This window comes from Candidatus Bealeia paramacronuclearis (assembly GCF_035607555.1).
GTDB lineage: Bacteria > Pseudomonadota > Alphaproteobacteria > UBA9655 > UBA9655 > Bealeia > Bealeia paramacronuclearis.
On the sequence record NZ_JAVHWZ010000001.1, the window covers coordinates 759,149 to 775,630 of the forward strand.

The 16,482-nt window shown below is 42.4% G+C and carries 16 protein-coding genes; 9 read left to right on the forward strand and 7 right to left on the reverse strand.

Features of this window, described 5'->3' with window-relative positions; genetic code table 11:
* The first annotated feature begins 31 nt into the window (after positions 1-31).
* From Bealeia2_RS03890 to Bealeia2_RS03910, 5 genes are all read left to right on the forward strand, one after another.
* Entirely contained in the window at positions 32-370 is a 339-nt protein-coding gene (locus Bealeia2_RS03890; RefSeq protein ID WP_331255365.1) for an IS630 transposase-related protein, read from the forward strand.
* A 58-nt stretch (positions 371-428) separates the two neighbouring features.
* Positions 429-635, forward strand: a complete 207-nt coding sequence (locus Bealeia2_RS03895; protein ID WP_331255807.1) for a transposase — start codon at positions 429-431, stop codon at positions 633-635.
* A 122-nt stretch (positions 636-757) separates the two neighbouring features.
* On the forward strand, positions 758-1,027 hold the full coding sequence (locus tag Bealeia2_RS03900; protein ID WP_414437842.1) for a transposase: 270 nt from the start codon (positions 758-760) through the stop codon (positions 1,025-1,027).
* A gap of 257 nt (positions 1,028-1,284) precedes the next feature.
* Positions 1,285-3,036 (forward strand): bifunctional diguanylate cyclase/phosphodiesterase, encoded by a 1,752-nt coding sequence (locus tag Bealeia2_RS03905; protein ID WP_331255808.1) that lies wholly within the window; start codon positions 1,285-1,287, stop codon positions 3,034-3,036.
* Positions 3,037-3,366: 330 nt separating this feature from the next.
* Entirely contained in the window at positions 3,367-4,698 is a 1,332-nt protein-coding gene (locus tag Bealeia2_RS03910; protein ID WP_331255809.1) for a DEAD/DEAH box helicase, read from the forward strand.
* Positions 4,699-4,894: 196 nt separating this feature from the next.
* Here the strand turns inward: Bealeia2_RS03910 and rplS are convergent, their stop codons facing one another.
* The 6 genes from rplS to Bealeia2_RS03940 all read right to left on the reverse strand — a co-directional run bounded on the left by rplS (position 4,895) and on the right by Bealeia2_RS03940 (position 10,243).
* Entirely contained in the window at positions 4,895-5,302 is a 408-nt protein-coding gene (gene rplS / locus Bealeia2_RS03915) for a 50S ribosomal protein L19 (RefSeq protein WP_331255810.1), read from the reverse strand.
* Positions 5,303-5,324: 22 nt separating this feature from the next.
* Complete coding sequence (gene trmD, locus Bealeia2_RS03920; protein ID WP_414437843.1) at positions 5,325-6,026, reverse strand: tRNA (guanosine(37)-N1)-methyltransferase TrmD; 702 nt, start codon at positions 6,024-6,026, stop codon at positions 5,325-5,327.
* Positions 6,026-6,568 carry a ribosome maturation factor RimM gene (gene rimM / locus Bealeia2_RS03925; RefSeq protein WP_331255812.1) on the reverse strand — a complete coding sequence of 181 codons (543 nt, stop codon included), beginning with the start codon at positions 6,566-6,568 and terminating at the stop codon, positions 6,026-6,028. Before rimM ends, trmD begins: the two co-directional genes overlap by 1 nt.
* A 33-nt stretch (positions 6,569-6,601) precedes the next feature.
* Positions 6,602-7,036 (reverse strand): 30S ribosomal protein S16, encoded by a 435-nt coding sequence (rpsP, locus tag Bealeia2_RS10525; RefSeq protein ID WP_414437827.1) that lies wholly within the window; start codon positions 7,034-7,036, stop codon positions 6,602-6,604.
* 18 nt (positions 7,037-7,054) lie between these two features.
* Positions 7,055-8,413 carry a signal recognition particle protein gene (ffh, locus tag Bealeia2_RS03935; RefSeq protein ID WP_331255813.1) on the reverse strand — a complete coding sequence of 453 codons (1,359 nt, stop codon included), beginning with the start codon at positions 8,411-8,413 and terminating at the stop codon, positions 7,055-7,057.
* 225 nt (positions 8,414-8,638) lie between these two features.
* Positions 8,639-10,243 carry a peptidylprolyl isomerase gene (locus Bealeia2_RS03940; RefSeq protein ID WP_331255814.1) on the reverse strand — a complete coding sequence of 535 codons (1,605 nt, stop codon included), beginning with the start codon at positions 10,241-10,243 and terminating at the stop codon, positions 8,639-8,641.
* A gap of 486 nt (positions 10,244-10,729) precedes the next feature.
* Here Bealeia2_RS03940 and tssB point away from each other — a divergent pair, with 486 nt between their 5' ends.
* Genes tssB through tssE form a run of 4 tightly spaced genes read left to right on the forward strand, consistent with a single transcriptional unit; the run spans position 10,730 to position 13,992 of the window.
* Entirely contained in the window at positions 10,730-11,230 is a 501-nt protein-coding gene (tssB, locus tag Bealeia2_RS03945; RefSeq protein WP_331255815.1) for a type VI secretion system contractile sheath small subunit, read from the forward strand.
* A gap of 46 nt (positions 11,231-11,276) precedes the next feature.
* Positions 11,277-12,809, forward strand: coding sequence for a type VI secretion system contractile sheath large subunit (gene tssC, locus Bealeia2_RS03950; RefSeq protein WP_331255816.1), 1,533 nt, complete (start codon positions 11,277-11,279; stop codon positions 12,807-12,809).
* A 41-nt stretch (positions 12,810-12,850) separates the two neighbouring features.
* The gene (locus Bealeia2_RS03955) at positions 12,851-13,480 is read left to right on the forward strand and encodes a hypothetical protein (protein WP_331255817.1); all 630 of its coding nucleotides are present in this window, start codon (positions 12,851-12,853) and stop codon (positions 13,478-13,480) included.
* Positions 13,481-13,500: 20 nt separating this feature from the next.
* Positions 13,501-13,992: a type VI secretion system baseplate subunit TssE gene (gene tssE, locus Bealeia2_RS03960; RefSeq protein ID WP_331255818.1), complete on the forward strand. Its 492-nt coding sequence runs from the start codon at positions 13,501-13,503 to the stop codon at positions 13,990-13,992.
* Positions 13,993-14,174: 182 nt separating this feature from the next.
* Here the strand turns inward: tssE and Bealeia2_RS03965 are convergent, their stop codons facing one another.
* Entirely contained in the window at positions 14,175-16,181 is a 2,007-nt protein-coding gene (locus Bealeia2_RS03965; protein WP_331255819.1) for a leucine-rich repeat domain-containing protein, read from the reverse strand.
* Between the last annotated feature and the right edge of the window lie 301 nt (positions 16,182-16,482).

Consider the following 16,482-nt stretch of genomic DNA (forward strand, 5'->3'; position numbering starts at 1 on the left):
TTTTTAGGAAAAGTTTAGGTATAAGGAGCGTATGGCAAAAGCATATTCGGAAGAGCTGCGAAAAAAGGTCATCTCCTCCATTACGAGCGGCGGCCGTAAGCGGGAGGCTGCAAAGGTTTTTAACGTTGGAGAAGCCACGATCTATCGATGGATATGTCTTCATAAACAAGGGGATATTAAACCGAAAAAACGCACTTCTTATCCGCGTAAAGTCGATGAGCAAAAACTCAGAGACTACGTCGCTCAAAATCCGGATCATACGCTCAAACAAATCGCCGAAGCTTTGGGGTTGAGATTCCAAAACGTGAGTAAATGGCTTAAACGTTTAAACATTACACGAAAAAAAGACGACGCTTTACAAAGAACGTAACGAAGACAAGCGGGCCGAATTTATAAAACAGCTTGAGAAAATAGATCCTGAAACAATCGTGTGGATTGATGAAGCTGGGATTGATAATCGCCTTTATCGAGAGCATGCCTGGGCGCCGCGCGGGCAAAAGGTTTACGCGGAGATCCCGGGCCAAAAAAGAGAGCGTGTCAGTATCATTGGCGGTCTCATGAAGGGTGCGTTCGTGGCGCCTTTCACCTTTCAAGGTGGATGTCATGCAGATCTTTTTAATGCTTGGCTTGAGTAGGTTTTATTGCCGAATTTATACGCGCGAAAAAACCACGGGGCTTGTTCCATGGATGAAGCGCCCCTCATATAATTAGTGATATGAGGCAAGCGCAGCTTGAACTTGGCCTTTAGGCCAACGAGATACCACGGGGCTTGCCCCGTGGAGGTTCACCAAAAAATACCACCCTGATTATGGACAATGCCGCCTTTCACAAATCGCCAAAAACGAAAGATTTGATTGAGAAATTTGGCTGCCATCTCCTCTTTCTCCCAACTGACTCTCCTGACCTCAATCCTATCGAACATTGGTGGCACAAAATCAAATCCATCCTCCGCCCCCTCGTCCAGCAAAACCCAGAAAACCTTCATCAACTCCTTGATAAACTCCTCAGCCAATGTCTATCCATATAATGGAGAAGTACTATAGTTGAATACTCTCATGTATCGATTTATCCCAGATTTTGAGACGCTGTATGAGTCGATTATCAGACCTCCTCCTTTGGATCTACCTGTCGTTGCTTGAAATAGCAAAATAACTCATAGCCTCGACTGAAATTCAAATCTTTCTGTACTCAACTTGCTTGACGAGATATGGTCTTTTTGCATTTGCAATTTGCTCATTTCGAAAATCTTCTTGCCGGGAGCTGCTGTGCAAAAAACACTTCATTTTGACGGCTTCTCTTTTTAGTGATATCATCCAAGAAAGGAATAAAAAAAGAGGCTTTGATGATTTTCAAAAGCATAACTATTTCATGATGACGCTTGAATCATTAAAACCCTTTTTCTTTCCCAAGGGCTGGACTTTAGGGACGATGGTTATGTTCATCTCCTTCATGCTGGGCGGCGGGTACTACCTTGTTTTGGAGATGGGTGGCACCCATCTCGCTTATGTGCATCTGCTTTATATTCCCATTGTTCTGGCAGGCCTTCTCTTTTCCGTTTGGGGCGGGGTCATTGCAGGACTTGTGGCTGGTCTTCTCATGGGACCTATTATGCCTGCAGATATTGAATTATCCATCGAACAACCCCATGCCTCCTGGATTTTAAGAGCCCTTATTTTTGCAGTTGTGGGGGGGCTTTCGGGACTTGGAGCGTCTCTTTTCCGAGCGTATCTTCATGAGCTTGAGCTCAAACGCACAACAGATCCTTTGTCAGGCCTTTTGAATCTCACGGGCCTTAAAATCTGGTATCAAAATTATTTAAAAACTCACAAACCTACAGCCATGATCGTGATTGTGGCCGAACTCAGTCATATGGGGAAAATCGATAGAGCTTTGGGTACAGACGGGACATCTCGCCTCATTCATTATACGTCTCGTCAATTGCAAAATATGATTGATGGAAAAAGCATAATAGCTAATCTTCAAACTAATCGATTTGCAATTATCATCCCCCATCAAACGGATGCTGCGGAAGTTTTGAAGTCTTGTGAATCTTTGAGTTCTCAAACTTACACTTTAAATGGCATTCCAATTTTCATTGAAATGCGGTTTGGCGTAGCAATTTATCCTCATGATGACAATGACTTAAATGAGCTTCTCCGAAAAGCCCGAATTGCGCTCGATAAAGGCCAAAAAGAAGTCAAACGCTTTACCCATTATGATAAAAGCACGGATCAAAATCCAGAGAGAAATCTTCTCATTTTAAATCGACTTACCGAAGCCATTGAGAACAAGGCGCTCAAACTGGCCTATCAACCTAAAATTGCAATGGGATCTCATAAAACCATAGGTGTGGAAGCCTTGGTCCGCTGGGAGGATCCCGTTTTAGGATTTGTGCCTCCCAATGAATTTATTCCGCTCACAGAAGAAACACAGCTCATAAACCCCTTCACCAAATGGCTTTTGGAAGAGTCTTTAGCCCAGATGGAAAGGTGGCACGCCCAAGGCTATCCGATTAGTGTTGCTGTAAACTTTTCAATGAAGAACTTTAATGATGCGGGTGTACTTTCAACCCTGGACACTCTTTTAGAAAAACATCAAATCCCTAAGAAAAAGTTTGAAATTGAAGTAACGGAAACATCTGTCGCAACGAATATCAAATCTGTGGCGGCTATTTTAGCAAAACTCAGGTCCAAAGGCATTAAAATTGCCATTGATGATTTTGGGACGGGGCAATCCACACATCAATATCTTTATGAGCTTCCTCTTGATGTGATTAAGGTGGATCAACTTTTTACGCGTGATATTACAACCAATCCTGCAGCGGCCGCCATTGTGCGCAGTGCTATTACGCTTGGGCACGAACTTCAACTTGAAGTCGTGGCAGAAGGCATTGAGACGCAAGAGCAATTTGATCTCATTCGCCTTTGGGGATGCGATGTGGGGCAAGGTTATTTCATGTCAAGACCGCTTTTTGCAGATGACCTTACAACTTGGCTTGAAACCCACAGCGTGAAGAAAAAGAAACCGGGAGCTTGAAGGCTTCTCTCTCCCCCACCCTTAGATAAAAATATACAATAAACACTCCAGGGGACAAGCACCATAGCTTTTTGCGCATATAAAATGGATCCTAAATACGTTTGTGATAAATGAAAACTTTTTACCTCTGGGAGATAGGCCCTTGATGGTCTTTGATTTCTTGACCCAACTGGGGTTTTTAAAACGCTTTTTTTCTCGACTAAGGAGAGGGTATTGATGCATTTTCGCAACAAAAAAATTTATTTAATAGAAAAAGCTTGATTTTTAGTTAGTGTTGATGCGTTATCAAGCCATGTTATTAGATATTAATTTATTCGATTTAAAACATTCATGAATTTTACAGATTTGGGCCTTAGCGCCTCTCTCCTCAAAGCTATTGAAGATGTGGGTTACACAACGCCTACACCTATTCAAGAAGAAGTCATCCCCGAAGTCTTAAACGGGCATGATATATTTGGTGTTGCGCAAACGGGTACGGGCAAAACCGCATCATTCGTGCTGCCAATGCTTGAAAAACTTTCCAAAGGCCGTGCTAAAGCGCGCATGCCCCGCTCACTGATTCTTGAACCCACTCGAGAACTCGCCATGCAGGTCGCTGAAAATTTCGAACACTATGGCAAGAACTCGAAACTCAATTTGGCACTTTTGATTGGCGGCGAATCTTTTGTGGATCAGCAAAAAAAGCTTGAACGCGGTGTGGACGTTTTGATTGCAACGCCCGGACGTCTCATGGATCTTTTTGAGCGCGGAAAAATTCTTCTGACAGACGTTCAAATGTTTGTGATTGATGAAGCGGACCGCATGCTCGATATGGGATTCATCCCTGATATTGAAAAAATATCAAGTCTTCTTCCGAAGAAAAGGCAAACACTTCTTTTTTCGGCAACTATGCCTGCTGAAATCAAAAAGCTTTCTTCAAAATATTTAAACAATCCCAAAGAAGTGATCGTAAGCCCTCAATCGACCACAGCTTCAACAATTGTTCAAAAATTTATTCATGTAGCGGCTTCTGAAAAACGGAGAGCCTTGCGGCAAATTATTGAAAGTGAGAAAATTCCCTCCGCCATTATTTTTTGCAATCGCAAAAAAGATGTCGATTTTTTGGAAAAATCAATGACAGGCTATGGATATCTTGCCGGTGCCCTCCATGGGGATATGGCCCAATCCGCCCGCAACCAGGTACTTCAAGCATTCAAAGATGAGAAAATAAAATTCTTAATTGCGAGTGATGTCGCTGCCCGCGGTATTGATATCGATAAACTTCCTTATGTGTTTAACTTTGACGTTCCCCTTCAAGCAGAAGATTATGTCCATAGAATTGGACGCACGGGGCGCGCGGGGAATATCGGGCATGCCTTTATTTTAATTTCTAAGGCGGACGAAAAGAACTTTCAGAATATTCTGAAAATTGCAGGTGGCGCCTTGGAAGAAGTTAAACTCGATGAGAGCTTTTCTGTGGATCAAGCCAAAACATTACCTCAGAAAAAAGCACCTGTGCGGGGAAAATCCCCAGGGCGTCCACAAAAGACTCCCCCACAAGAGAAGGCTCCGTCACCACAGCGTCCTCCAAATCCACCTCAGCCCAGAGTTCAAAAACAATCTGAGGAACCCAAAGGGCCCATTATTGGCTTTGGAGACGATCTACCATCATTTATGCGCTGAAGACACACACCATTAATTTCTCTTTTTTGCTTTTGAGAAATAGAGCAAACTGAAGTTATTGTTCTCTGCCCCCTCACCCGCTATCATTTTAAGGAGATTCCGAAACAAGTTCAAAATGATATCGCTGACAAAAAAAACACAAAAAAGGTCTCTCGTCAAAACGAGAGACCTTTTTTTGAATGATATCAAAATAGATTTATTCAGCAGCAGGCGCCGACAAGGCTTCTTGCACTTTGATACCTGTTTTTTTGACAATCTTTTCAGCAATACGTGCTTTTTTACCAGTCAAACCACGGAGATAGTAAAGTTTCGCACGACGAACAATACCACGACGCACGAGTTCAATCGTGATGTTTGGGGAATGCAGTGGGAAAAGACGCTCAACGCCTTCACCATAAGACATCTTGCGCACGGTAAAGGACGAGTTGAGACCTGCATTTTTGCGTGCAATGCAAACGCCTTCATAAGCCTGAATCCGCTCACGCGTACCTTCCACAACTTTCACCAAAACGCGGAGAGTATCCCCGGCTTGAAAGTCAGGAATTGTCTTTCCTTCTTTCAGTTTTGTGAGCTGATCTTGCTCAAATTTTTGTAAAATATTCATTAGTAGTCTCCTCTTCTATTCTCTATATAGCGCGTTCTTCATATTTTTTCCAGAGATCTGGACGCTTTTGTTGCGTAATTCTTTGAGACTCGGCCAATCTCCATTTTCGAATATTTTCGTGATGACCCGAAAGTAGAATTTCTGGGACATCTTGACCCTCCCACATCCGCGGACGTGTATAGTGGGGATATTCTAAAAGACCCGATGAAAAGCTTTCCTCTTCCAGGGATTCCTGATCTCCAACTACGCCAGGCAAAAGCCTAACGCTAGCTTCAATCATCACCATGGCGGCCAATTCACCGCCCGTGAGAATAAAATCCCCAAGACTAACTTCCTCAACATTCCAAGCGTCAAGAACCCGTTGATCGATCCCCTCATAACGCCCACACAAGAAAACAAAAGGTTTTGTTTCGTGCGCAAATTCATGAGCGAGATTTTGATCAAAGACCCTCCCCCGGGGGGAAAGGTAAATCACACGATCTCGACTTTTTTGAGCAACTGAGGAAAGCGCAGCATCCACAATATCAGGACGCATCACCATTCCAGGACCTCCACCAAAACAGGTGTCATCAACCGTTTGATGTTTATCCTGAGCAAAGTCACGGATATCTACGGCCTCAAGTTCCCAGATTCCTTTTTCAAGGGCTTTTCCCAAAAGTGTATGTCCCAGAGGTCCTGGAAACATTTCGGGAAAAAGCGTCAAGACTGTGGCTTTCCAAGGCATCATGCTGGCTCTCCTGCAGCTTCGAGTAAAGCGGTCAGGGCTACGACCAAAGTTCCCTCCTCAAGATTGACCTGAGGAATAAATTCTTTGGTAAACGCAACTGCAAGCATTTTGCCATCTTGGGATTTAATCTCTAGAATGTCACCTGCGCCATAATCATTGACAGAGACAACACGTCCTAAAGATTCGCCACTTTCGCTCAAGGCCTCAAGACCCAAAAGGTCGGCATGATAGAAAGTTTCCTCTTCCTCAATCTCCACCAATTGATCACGATGAATCATAAAGTGGAGACCTTTGAGAAATTCGGCTTCCGTGCGATCCTCCACGCCTTCCAAATGAACCGTTAATTTGTCCCCTTGGCTGGAAAGAATTTTTGCAATGCGTACTGGCTTAAGGTCCTCACCCAAATAAAGGGGGGCGTAGGAGGCCAGATCTTCCGGATGTTCAGTAAAGCTTTTCACTTTGAGGTCACCCCGAATGCCATGAGCAGCACCAACTACACCTATAGATAAATAGGGAGATTTGGATTTGTTCTGGGTCATAGTGGGCACCTCATTACGCAACAGGCCTGATCTTTATTCAGGCGCAACTTCTTCTGCAGGTACAGCTTCAGCGGGAGTTTCCTCAACAACAGGCGCTGCGGCAGCAGCCGCGGCAGCCTCTGCAGCTTCACGAGCCGCTTCAGCAGCCATACGAAGACGCTCTTGGGCTTTGGCTTTTGGAGCTGATTTTTTCGGGCTTTCAACAATTGCGGGCATTTTTATAATATTTGCTTGGCCTAAGAAACGAGCAACACGATCAGAAGGCTCAGCACCAACGCCCAACCAATATTGAATGCGTTCGGAGTTCAAGTGAAGACGATCATTGTGTTCTTGAGGAAGCATAGGATTATAAGTTCCCAACTTCTCAATAAAACGACCGTCGCGTGGAGCTTTCGCATCTGCCACTACAATTTTATAAAAGGGGCGCTTTTTAGCTCCACCTCTTGCTAATCGAATACGTAAGGCCATTGTTTTCCTTTCTTTGGGTTACATCATTTTTGTTGGCATAAGAGCCCGAAGGCCCTGGCGCATTAAGCCCTTTTTACCAAGCTTATTCATGCGCTTCATCACGTCACTCATTTGCATATAGCTTTTGAGCAAACGGTTGAGGTCTTGTACCGAAGATCCGCTGCCTTTGGCAATGCGACGTTTCCGCGATGCATTTAATATTTTGGCATTCTTGCGCTCCCAAGGCGTCATCGCACGAATAAGGGCTATTTGACGCGCCATGACTTTATCATCGATGCTGGCGTCTGCCATTTTATCTTTGAGTGCCCCCATTCCGGGAAGCATGCCCATTATGCCGCCAATTCCACCCATCTTCCCCATTTGTTGGAGTTGAAGAGCCATGTCATCCAGATCAAAACTTCCACTTTGCATTTTTTTGGACAAGCGTTCAGCATCTTCTTGATTCACGTTCTCCATAGCTTTTTCCACAAGAGAGACGACATCGCCCATGCCTAAAATGCGCCCGGCAATGCGCTCGGGGTGAAAAAGCTCGAATTGATCCGCGCGTTCACCGGTGCCCAGAATCTTAAGAGGGCATCCCGTAACCGCACGAATGGAAAGGGCCGCACCACCTCTTGCATCTCCATCAATTCGGGAAAGGGCAATACCGGTCAGGCCAATTCGCTCATGAAACGTTTTAGCGATAAGGACCGCATCTTGACCGGTCATGGCATCTGCCACTAAAATAGTTTCAACGGGGTTCGCGAGTTTCTTGACGTGTTCAACTTCCGTCATCAATTCATCATCAATATGAAGACGTCCAGCGGTATCGAGAATTAAAACATCATAACCTTCTGTGCGTGCTACTTTTAATGCGCGTTCGGTGATGACTAAGGGCTTTTCCGATTCAACAATGGGGAGAGTTGCAACATCAATAGACTTTCCCAAAGTCTCCAATTGCTCGCGTGCGGCAGGCCGATAGATGTCCAGGGAGGCCATCAAAACCTTCTTTTTGAGCTTTTTTGAAAGATAATAGGCCAACTTCGAAGACATCGTGGTTTTACCCGAGCCTTGAAGTCCTGCCATTAAAATGACAGCAGGGGGTTGAGCCTTGAGCTCAATCTCTTGAACCTCTTGTCCTAAAAACTCGACCAAATGATCATGAACGATTTTAATGACCAATTGCCCGGGGTTAATTCCACGGAGAATGTCTTGCCCAATGGCTTGCTCTTGAATTTTTTGAATGAGGTCTTTGACAACGGTCAGCGAAACGTCTGCTTCGAGCAAAGCAATGCGTACTTCACGGAGAGCTTCTTTGACATCGGCTTCCGTTAACGCACCGCGCCCCCTGAGACGGGAGACGATGCCAGTAAGACGCTGTGACAAATTGTCGAACATTCAAGATCCTTAACGCAACTTACGCCAGTGCACGAACCTTCGCAGACTGGCGTTAAAACTCTATTAGGCTCTTCTATAGCCCTCACCCTTTATTGTCAATGAAAATATGTCGTTTGTTACCGACACAATAGTTGACCGAGTTAATACAACCACAAAGCTGAGCACAAAATATAAGCATTCGTTCAATCTGCTCCTTAAATCAAAAGTAACAGAGCAATTTTTTTCTCACCCCTCATTGGATTGGGTCAGCATTTTAAGAGCCGCTGAATTAATTCGAACAGGAAATTGTACGCGAAGCGCATCGACAAAGTCGTTCACAACATCCGATGCAAGACGTTTCTCAATATCTTTTTTGAATCCGTCAAACTTTTCAGTTTTGACCGTTTCCGAAGGTTCAATAATCTGATTCAAAACCACAACTGCAACACCGTCTTTCACGGGGACAACGCCTGCTTTACCTAGCGCTAGAGTCATAATGGCTTCTTGAACCTGCTCTGGCAAAGTCGATTTCCCTTCGGCCAAAATCAAGTTGGGCAAAAGCTCCAGCATGGTAGGCTTTTTAATTCCCGTATTAATATCTTGCGCCAAAGTTTTCGCACGGGTCACTGCTTCTTGAATTTGTTGCTCGAGCGTCCAAGCCTTTTCCACCCGAAGTTTTGCCTCAGCAAAAGTTTGGGCTTGGGAAGGTTTTACGTCATCAACGCGCACCAGAAAATGGATTCCCTGAGGGCCGTCAATAAAATTGCTGTCTTGTCCATCTTCTGTCGAAAAAGCGGTGGCCAAAACAACATCTTTTAGGAAATCCACACCCTTAAACGCAGGTGATGCATCCCCTTGAAGAGTTGTCCCTTGTCCGTCCACAGCTTCGACTTTCATCGTGGAAAGTTTATGCGCTTTGGCCACTTCCTCTAATGTCGCGCCTCCTGCCAAAGTATCATCAAGGCTCTGTGTCAGCTCATAAATCTTATCCACAGCTTGATGCATTTGAAGATCGTGAATGACCTTGTCTTTTACCTCTGCCAATGGCTTGTTCTCGTAATGCGCAATTTTTGCGCGATATTCCGCTTGGATATCGTCCTCACCTGGAATGATCTCTTTAGCAATATCATTGGCATTAATTAAAAGGACCGTAAACGAACGCATTTCAGGAGCCACAAACTGATCTTTGTGCTCATTATAATAAGTTTGAAGATCAGTTTCAGCTGGAACATTTGGAGCAGGCATCGTCTCGGGCTTAAAGGTTACCATCGCAGCTTGGCGGCTTTGATATTCCGCATTAAAGAGATGATTTGCCATAATAGCTGGTACCGTCACTCCAGATTTAATCGCCTCAATTAGCTGCTCTCGCAGAAGATCGTCTCGCATTTGGTCTACAAACATTTGCTCCGTAAAGCCATTATTTTGAAGGACGATCTCAAAATTCTTCCGACTAAAGTTACCTTTATCATCTTGAAACGCTGGGATTTTCTGAAGGGCCGAGACAACATCTTCATCACGCACCATTAATTTAAGACGTTCCACCTCTTGGGCCAAAAGGCTCGATTGAATCATATTTTCCAAAACCATCCGAGGAAGGTTTAGAGCTTGAATTTGTGCAGGGTCAATTGTTTGACCACTTTGCGCTTGAATTTCCCGAAGTTTTTTCTGAATTTCCATCTGCAAGGTCTCACGACCAATGGCATGTCCTCCCACTTCTGCAACAATGGCATTGGGATCATGCTTTCTGAAAAAGTCTGATTGACCAAAAAAGGCGCCAAAGCTCAGAGCAACAATAATAAGGAATCCCTTTGCAATCCAGGATTGTGAGAAATTATGAAATGCTTGGATCATTCTTCAGCGCCTTTGTTTATTGTCCTAAAGTTGACGGATTTTAAGGGCAAGCGCATTTGGATGCAAGATGTGTTGGAATTAATATTAAAAACAGAGACGATCTTAGTCACATTTACCAATGGGCCAATTGAAAACCTCGCGGTTGAGCTGTCTGAATTTCCCCAAGACCATCCCCCAAGCGACTATCATCATGATAAATTATTTCAACATCTCCTTAAAAATGCTTGGGAAACGAAAAAATCCCTTTGATACGCCACCTTCAGAACTAAATTTTTAATTATCCTGAAGCATAATCGTTTCATAATTGTTTTTTTTGTAGTATCATCTCTTCAATTGCATTCTTTTTAAGAAAAATCAAAAAAATTGTATGCGAAAAAAATCTTCTAAAAATTTACAGAATTTTAATCATATGTGTCGTTTAATAGGAATATAAAGAGCGTTCAATTTTTTTGAATGTGATCCATAAAAAAAAGTGAGGGGGAAACCATGGCAAGTATACAACAAAAAATAGGCAGAATTCGTCCACCACGTGTTCAAATTACATATGATGTGCAGGTCGGCAATGCCGTTATCAAAAAAGAACTTCCCTTTGTGGTAGGGGTTTTAGCGGATCTTGCGGGACAACCCTTGAACCCTCTTCCCAAATTAAAAGACCGGAAGTTCGTCGAGATTGATCGCGATAATTTCAATGGTGTAATGGCCTCTCTTGGCGTCAGGCTCCCGATTCGAGTGGCTAATACGTTAGGCGGAAGTGCACCTGATCTCAATATAGAGCTCTTTTTTAATTCTATGGATGATTTTAATCCTGGCACCATTGTGCAAAATGTTCCTCAGCTCAATAGCCTTTATCAAAGTCGCGTTGCACTCTCCGATCTTTTGGCCAAGTTGGATGGAAATGATGCTTTGGATGCGCAGCTGAGAAATCTCATCGATAATCCGGATCAATTGGCACAAGCTCAAAAAGAATTGGGCATGTCCTCAAAATAAAATTAGACACAACACATAGATAAAAAATTAAAAACAGGGGGTTACAATGGCAGACGATAAGACTCCAACAACAAAAGGAAGTGGCGGCGGAGCCCCAACTTCTGGTGGTGGAACTTCAGGTGGAGGAAACTCAAACGCTGGAGGTCTTGTAAATCAAATTATGACACAAGGTCGTATGGCTCGTGATGAAAGTCAAATTCTTGCGGCAAAGGCAATGTTGGCAGAGTTTGTCAATCAAGTTGCAAGTGCGTCCAAGGGAAGCGTGGGTGATGATACCTATGCCTTCATTGTGAGCTCAATTGCAAATATTGATCGTCAACTTTCCTCACAAATGGACACCATTATGCAAGCTCCTACCTTCCAAAAATTGGAGGCGTCTTGGCGCGGTCTTAATAATCTTGTGATGAACTCAGAAACCGGAGAGAAGCTCAAGATTCGTGTTTTGTGTGCGACAAAACACGAGCTTATGAACGACCTTGAGACGGCCGTAGAATTTGACCAAAGCCAGCTCTTCAAAAAAGTTTATGAAGAAGAATATGGCACTTATGGTGGAAATCCTTATTCATGCCTTATTGGGGATTATGACTTTGGCAGAAATCCACAAGACATCGAATTAGCCACATTAATTTCAGGTGTGGCTGCGGCTTCTCTGGCTCCCTTTATTGCAAGCGCCAATCCCACGATGTTCTCTATGGATTCCTTTACGGAATTGAGTGGACCTCGAGATATGGCCAAACTCTTTGATAGTACGGACGCCATCAAATGGAACAGCTTTAGAGACACAGATGATTCCAGGTATTTTACACTGACAATGCCGCGCGTTTTGATGCGTCTTCCTTATGGCCCCAATACGGTGCCTGTCGATACCTTTAACTATCAAGAAAATGTAGACGGAACAGTCAATTCCAAATTCTGCTGGGGAAGCCCTGCGTATGCTTTGGGACAACGGATTACAGAGGCCTTCTCTCTTTATGGATGGACAGCAGCAATTCGCGGTGTTGAAGGCGGCGGTATGGTTTCTGATCTTCCGGCCTATACTTACAAAACCTCAGGCGGTGATATGACAGTCAAAATTCCAACGGAAGTGGCTATCACAGATCGCCGTGAAAAAGAGCTTAGTGATCTTGGCTTTATGTCTTTGTGCTATTGCAAGGGAACGGACTACGCGGCTTTCTTTGGCGGTCAAACTACTCAAAGAGCTAAGATCTATGATGAAGATTCAGCAAATGCCAATGCTGCAATTTCAGCGCGTCTTCCCTATATGCTCAATGCCTCACGGTTTGGACATTATATTAAAGTCATGATGCGGGATAAAATTGGAAGCTTTATGTCCCGTCAAGAGGTCTCTCACTATCTCAACAACTGGATTGGTGGATACGTTCTCTTGTCAGATGTGGCACCTCTGGAGGTCAAGTCAAGATTCCCACTCCGTCAAGCGCGGGTGGACGTTTTGGATGTCCCAGGCAAACCCGGAAGTTACAAAGCTGTGGTATTCTTAAGACCCCACTTCCAATTGGAGGAGCTCACAGCATCCATTCGTTTGGTCGCAACATTGCCACCACCTGTAACCCAGCTTTAAGCGGATAAAAATGAAAAAAATGAGCGTGAAAGGATAAGAAAATGGCTGACTCAGAGAGCTTTATGGAGCAATGGATTACGGATCCCACGGCGGTTGGGATCGAACTTCCCGATTTTGTCGTCCAAATTGGCAGTTATACAAATTCAACGGACCAAGGCGGTGCCTCAGGCGGTACAGGTGCCTATGCAAATTGCATTCGATTATACCGATTCACAGAAAGATTGTCGCGAGCTGTCAATCCCAATGCGATTAACCAGCTTTTCACAGGGGGACGTATGCAGTCCTCGGCGGTGGGAATTGAAATTCCCCGCGTGAATGGTTTGAGCAACATGATTAACGCTTTGTCCAATGGTGAAAATATTCCACAAATTATTATTCAGCGGATTGGTCAAATCCAAAAAGGCTCAAAAACCCTTGAGAAAATTGAATATGATAATTGCTTATTTACACTTTATCATTACGTAACAGTGAAAGATGCTCAAGGGAATACATCCGATCGCGCACGTTTGGCATTTCGCCCTTTAAAGCGGACGCAAACCATTATCTCCTATAAACAGGATGATGGAACACAGCAAGGCCAAACACAGTCTGTAATTGACTTCACCACCGGTGATTTCACCATGGGTGGAGGTGATTCCGGTGGCGGTGGCGGCGGCGGTGATGCTGTTTAACACCTCGCACTAGTAATTTCATGAAAAACACTCAAAATCTTCGGGGGGCCACTGCCCCCCTCTTTGATCGCATTAAAGCCCCGGGTTTCTCTGGGGACTCAACTCAGGTATTATTAAATTCTCACGAGCTCTCTCAATCCGTGATGACAGAATTAAAGATTATGCTCAATACGAGGTGCACCGTGCGGCGGAGCCTTTATGAATCTCATATTGACGATGTTTTAATTTATGGAATGCCAGATTTATTGGGCTTTCCCGATTTTAGCTATTTTGATGCCGCCAATGCCCAAGAGTGGGGACGAGTGGCCTCGCTTTTGGAGATTACAATCCAAGCTATTGAACCCCGTTTTCAAAACGTTAAAGTCGATATTCAAGCGTTTGACGCTAAAACTCAAGAGCTTCACATCAATGTGTCCGGCCTTATTAAAAGCGGACCTTTAACACAAGATATTCGCTTTCCCTTGGCACTCTCTAAAAATGACTCCCACCCCTATAAATCTAAAGCAGCTTGAAATTAAAAGGGTAATGCTTGAAATTTTAAGCATATTCAAGTCTCCCTACTTTTTTCTAAACTTTAATAAAACGGCGATTATCCTTAGCAATCCCTCCCCATGACCTCTAAAAAACTCCAGGCATCATCTGAAATGTCGTGGCGTCGGGGAGCTACTGTCATTGGAAAGCTCTTCCTTTCATCTTATTCCTTTTTATAATTTTGTTTTTGAGTCGTTGATTGAATATGAATCTTATCATTGGGACCCCCAAGAATTACAACAAGTTCTGGGCGGCTCTCAACAATCTCTCTAAATGACTTTATTATTTCAGGTGGATACGGAGTCGGAGAAAAAATAGAACCATTCAGAGTTCCTTGCATCGAGAGATTCAAAATTTTTAGACTCTTGTTTATCTTTAACATTTCTGCAAAAAATAATAATCCTTTTTCCGTCATTGCACACCACGCAAGATTTAACCTTTCTAATGTTCTATTTTTCGTCAAAGCATCTGCGAACATTTTGGCTTCAGTATCTGAAAAATTTGAGGTTACAGAAAGATCTAAACCCTTGAGCGTTTTATTGGTCTTCAAAGAGTTTGCGAATATTTTATGAATGTCCGTAGCAAAGCAGTTCGCACCTATACTCAATTTCTCAAGAGTCGTATTGTAAGCTAAACCCTCTGCAATAGGTTGAAGACCAAAGGGCTTTAATTCACAGCCGCTCAAGTTTACCTTTTTTGGCGACATATTATTCTTAAGTAAAAATCCAAAATCTTTCGCATCCTCATTACGGAAAACATCGTTAGCAAACTCAAAGTTTACCTCGTCAAGAGAGCTAATCATCAAATCTGCTAAATTCTTTAAGTCGCTGTCCTCGCCAGTAGTATATACGAATTCAAGTTTTTTCAGAGAAGGAATTTCTTTCAACCTTTGCGCAATATATTTTATAACATCAAATTCTTTTTTCGCGGCGAGGTAGCTTAAATTAAGTTTTAAGCGTTTAATCTTACTACTTTCTAGCACATCAAATACGGTTGACAAACCTTCTTCTATAAGGGGAATTTGAAAATTTAAAAAAAGATTTGAGACATAGGGATTATTCTTGAAATAAAGTTCAAGTACTTCGCTGGATGCTGCATAATGCTCGGACTTTACATCATCTGGATCCAATCGTGTAATTAAAGTTTTACCATACCAAGAGGAATCTGGATCATCACAAACCTGCAAATAACCTATGTCACAATCAAGAGTCGTATCTGCGTAGACAAATTGGAGGATATCTCCATAAACTGAGGTGCCTGTTGCGGCTTTATTCAAATATCTTGTCCACGTCTGGAAAGAATCTTCCTCACGATCTTTCATGTGATTTATTGTAAAAAATTTTCTTGTTCTAAAATCATTACTCAAAAAAGAAATTTTTTCATTTTTATTCTTCTCTTCAGTATTTTTAATTATGGAAAGAATAGTTCTTGCTAGACTAAGCTTAAATTTTTCCTCCTTTTCTGAATTATATTCTATATTTTTATTATTGTATTCATCATCACATGTGAGTTTTCTATAGATGTTTTTGAATTGTTCGTCTTGAGTTACATATGGAAACCACCATTTTTTATACCATGTTAGGGATACAAGACCAACTTTTGATCTATGGTTCAAATCTCTTATAAAACTCATAATATATTCTTTTATTTCATTGGGAAGACCCTCCCAATTAAATTTAGATCCGTCTTTAGAAATATTGTTCAAATTTTTATTTTGACTAGTATTCAAATCGATTATTTCATTAGATGATTGAGAGATTTTAGAAGCCTGTTTTTGTTTTTTAACTTCTTTCAACTGTTGTGAATTGATTGCGTCAAGAATTTCTTTTATAGAAAATTTACCTTTATTTTCTTCTCTTTCCAATTCACATTCAATAACCTCTTGCAAATCGTCCATTCTCTTTATTTTTTCCTTCTCATTCATATTTGATAATTCTGAGAGGAAAGTTTGTATATTTTCATGATTGAGTTTACGAAGACACTCATTAATAAATTTTTCACGGAATTTATTGTTTTGTTCATAATTCTTGTGGGGCGCAATTGTAGTTTTTTCTTCAAATTCTAGCTCTTCTTCTTTGCCACCATTTATTCCATAAGCTGGTAAAAGAGTGAGAGAAAAAAGAGAGCATGTGGTTAAAAAAACAGACAAATTAAAGTTATAAGATTTCATAATAATTTACTCATACATATTTATAATAAAAATAAAAACAAATAACTTATAAAAATATTTTTTTAGAAAGTCAATGAAAATATGCAGGGTTACTTCATAAAAAAGTTTGCCTCAAGAAGAAATTATAATTTAGAATTTAAAATCAAACAAATATAGAATCCTAAACTTGTTTCGGGATCTTTTTTACTGAATTTTACTGAAACCTATTGAGCTGCTGACCGGAACGGCGGCGCAGCCAAATAATTCAGCCTGACGATTCTGGGGTGTGATGCTTTCTGTTTTTCAGAAGGTGCTCCAGTTG

What these genes read in the sequence shown, in the direction of transcription:
- Bealeia2_RS03890 (WP_331255365.1), top strand. Translation starts at nt 32, where the DNA reads ATGGCAAAAGCATATTCGGAAGAGCTGCGAAAAAAGGTCATCTCCTCC.
- Bealeia2_RS03910 (WP_331255809.1), top strand. Translation starts at nt 3,367, where the DNA reads ATGAATTTTACAGATTTGGGCCTTAGCGCCTCTCTCCTCAAAGCTATT.
- rplS (WP_331255810.1), bottom strand. Translation starts at nt 5,302, where the DNA reads ATGAATATTTTACAAAAATTTGAGCAAGATCAGCTCACAAAACTGAAA.
- trmD (WP_414437843.1), bottom strand. Translation starts at nt 6,026, where the DNA reads ATGCCTTGGAAAGCCACAGTCTTGACGCTTTTTCCCGAAATGTTTCCA.
- rimM (WP_331255812.1), bottom strand. Translation starts at nt 6,568, where the DNA reads ATGACCCAGAACAAATCCAAATCTCCCTATTTATCTATAGGTGTAGTT.
- rpsP (WP_414437827.1), bottom strand. Translation starts at nt 7,036, where the DNA reads ATGGCCTTACGTATTCGATTAGCAAGAGGTGGAGCTAAAAAGCGCCCC.
- ffh (WP_331255813.1), bottom strand. Translation starts at nt 8,413, where the DNA reads ATGTTCGACAATTTGTCACAGCGTCTTACTGGCATCGTCTCCCGTCTC.
- Bealeia2_RS03940 (WP_331255814.1), bottom strand. Translation starts at nt 10,243, where the DNA reads ATGATCCAAGCATTTCATAATTTCTCACAATCCTGGATTGCAAAGGGA.
- tssB (WP_331255815.1), top strand. Translation starts at nt 10,730, where the DNA reads ATGGCAAGTATACAACAAAAAATAGGCAGAATTCGTCCACCACGTGTT.
- tssC (WP_331255816.1), top strand. Translation starts at nt 11,277, where the DNA reads ATGGCAGACGATAAGACTCCAACAACAAAAGGAAGTGGCGGCGGAGCC.
- Bealeia2_RS03955 (WP_331255817.1), top strand. Translation starts at nt 12,851, where the DNA reads ATGGCTGACTCAGAGAGCTTTATGGAGCAATGGATTACGGATCCCACG.
- tssE (WP_331255818.1), top strand. Translation starts at nt 13,501, where the DNA reads ATGAAAAACACTCAAAATCTTCGGGGGGCCACTGCCCCCCTCTTTGAT.
- Bealeia2_RS03965 (WP_331255819.1), bottom strand. Translation starts at nt 16,181, where the DNA reads ATGAAATCTTATAACTTTAATTTGTCTGTTTTTTTAACCACATGCTCT.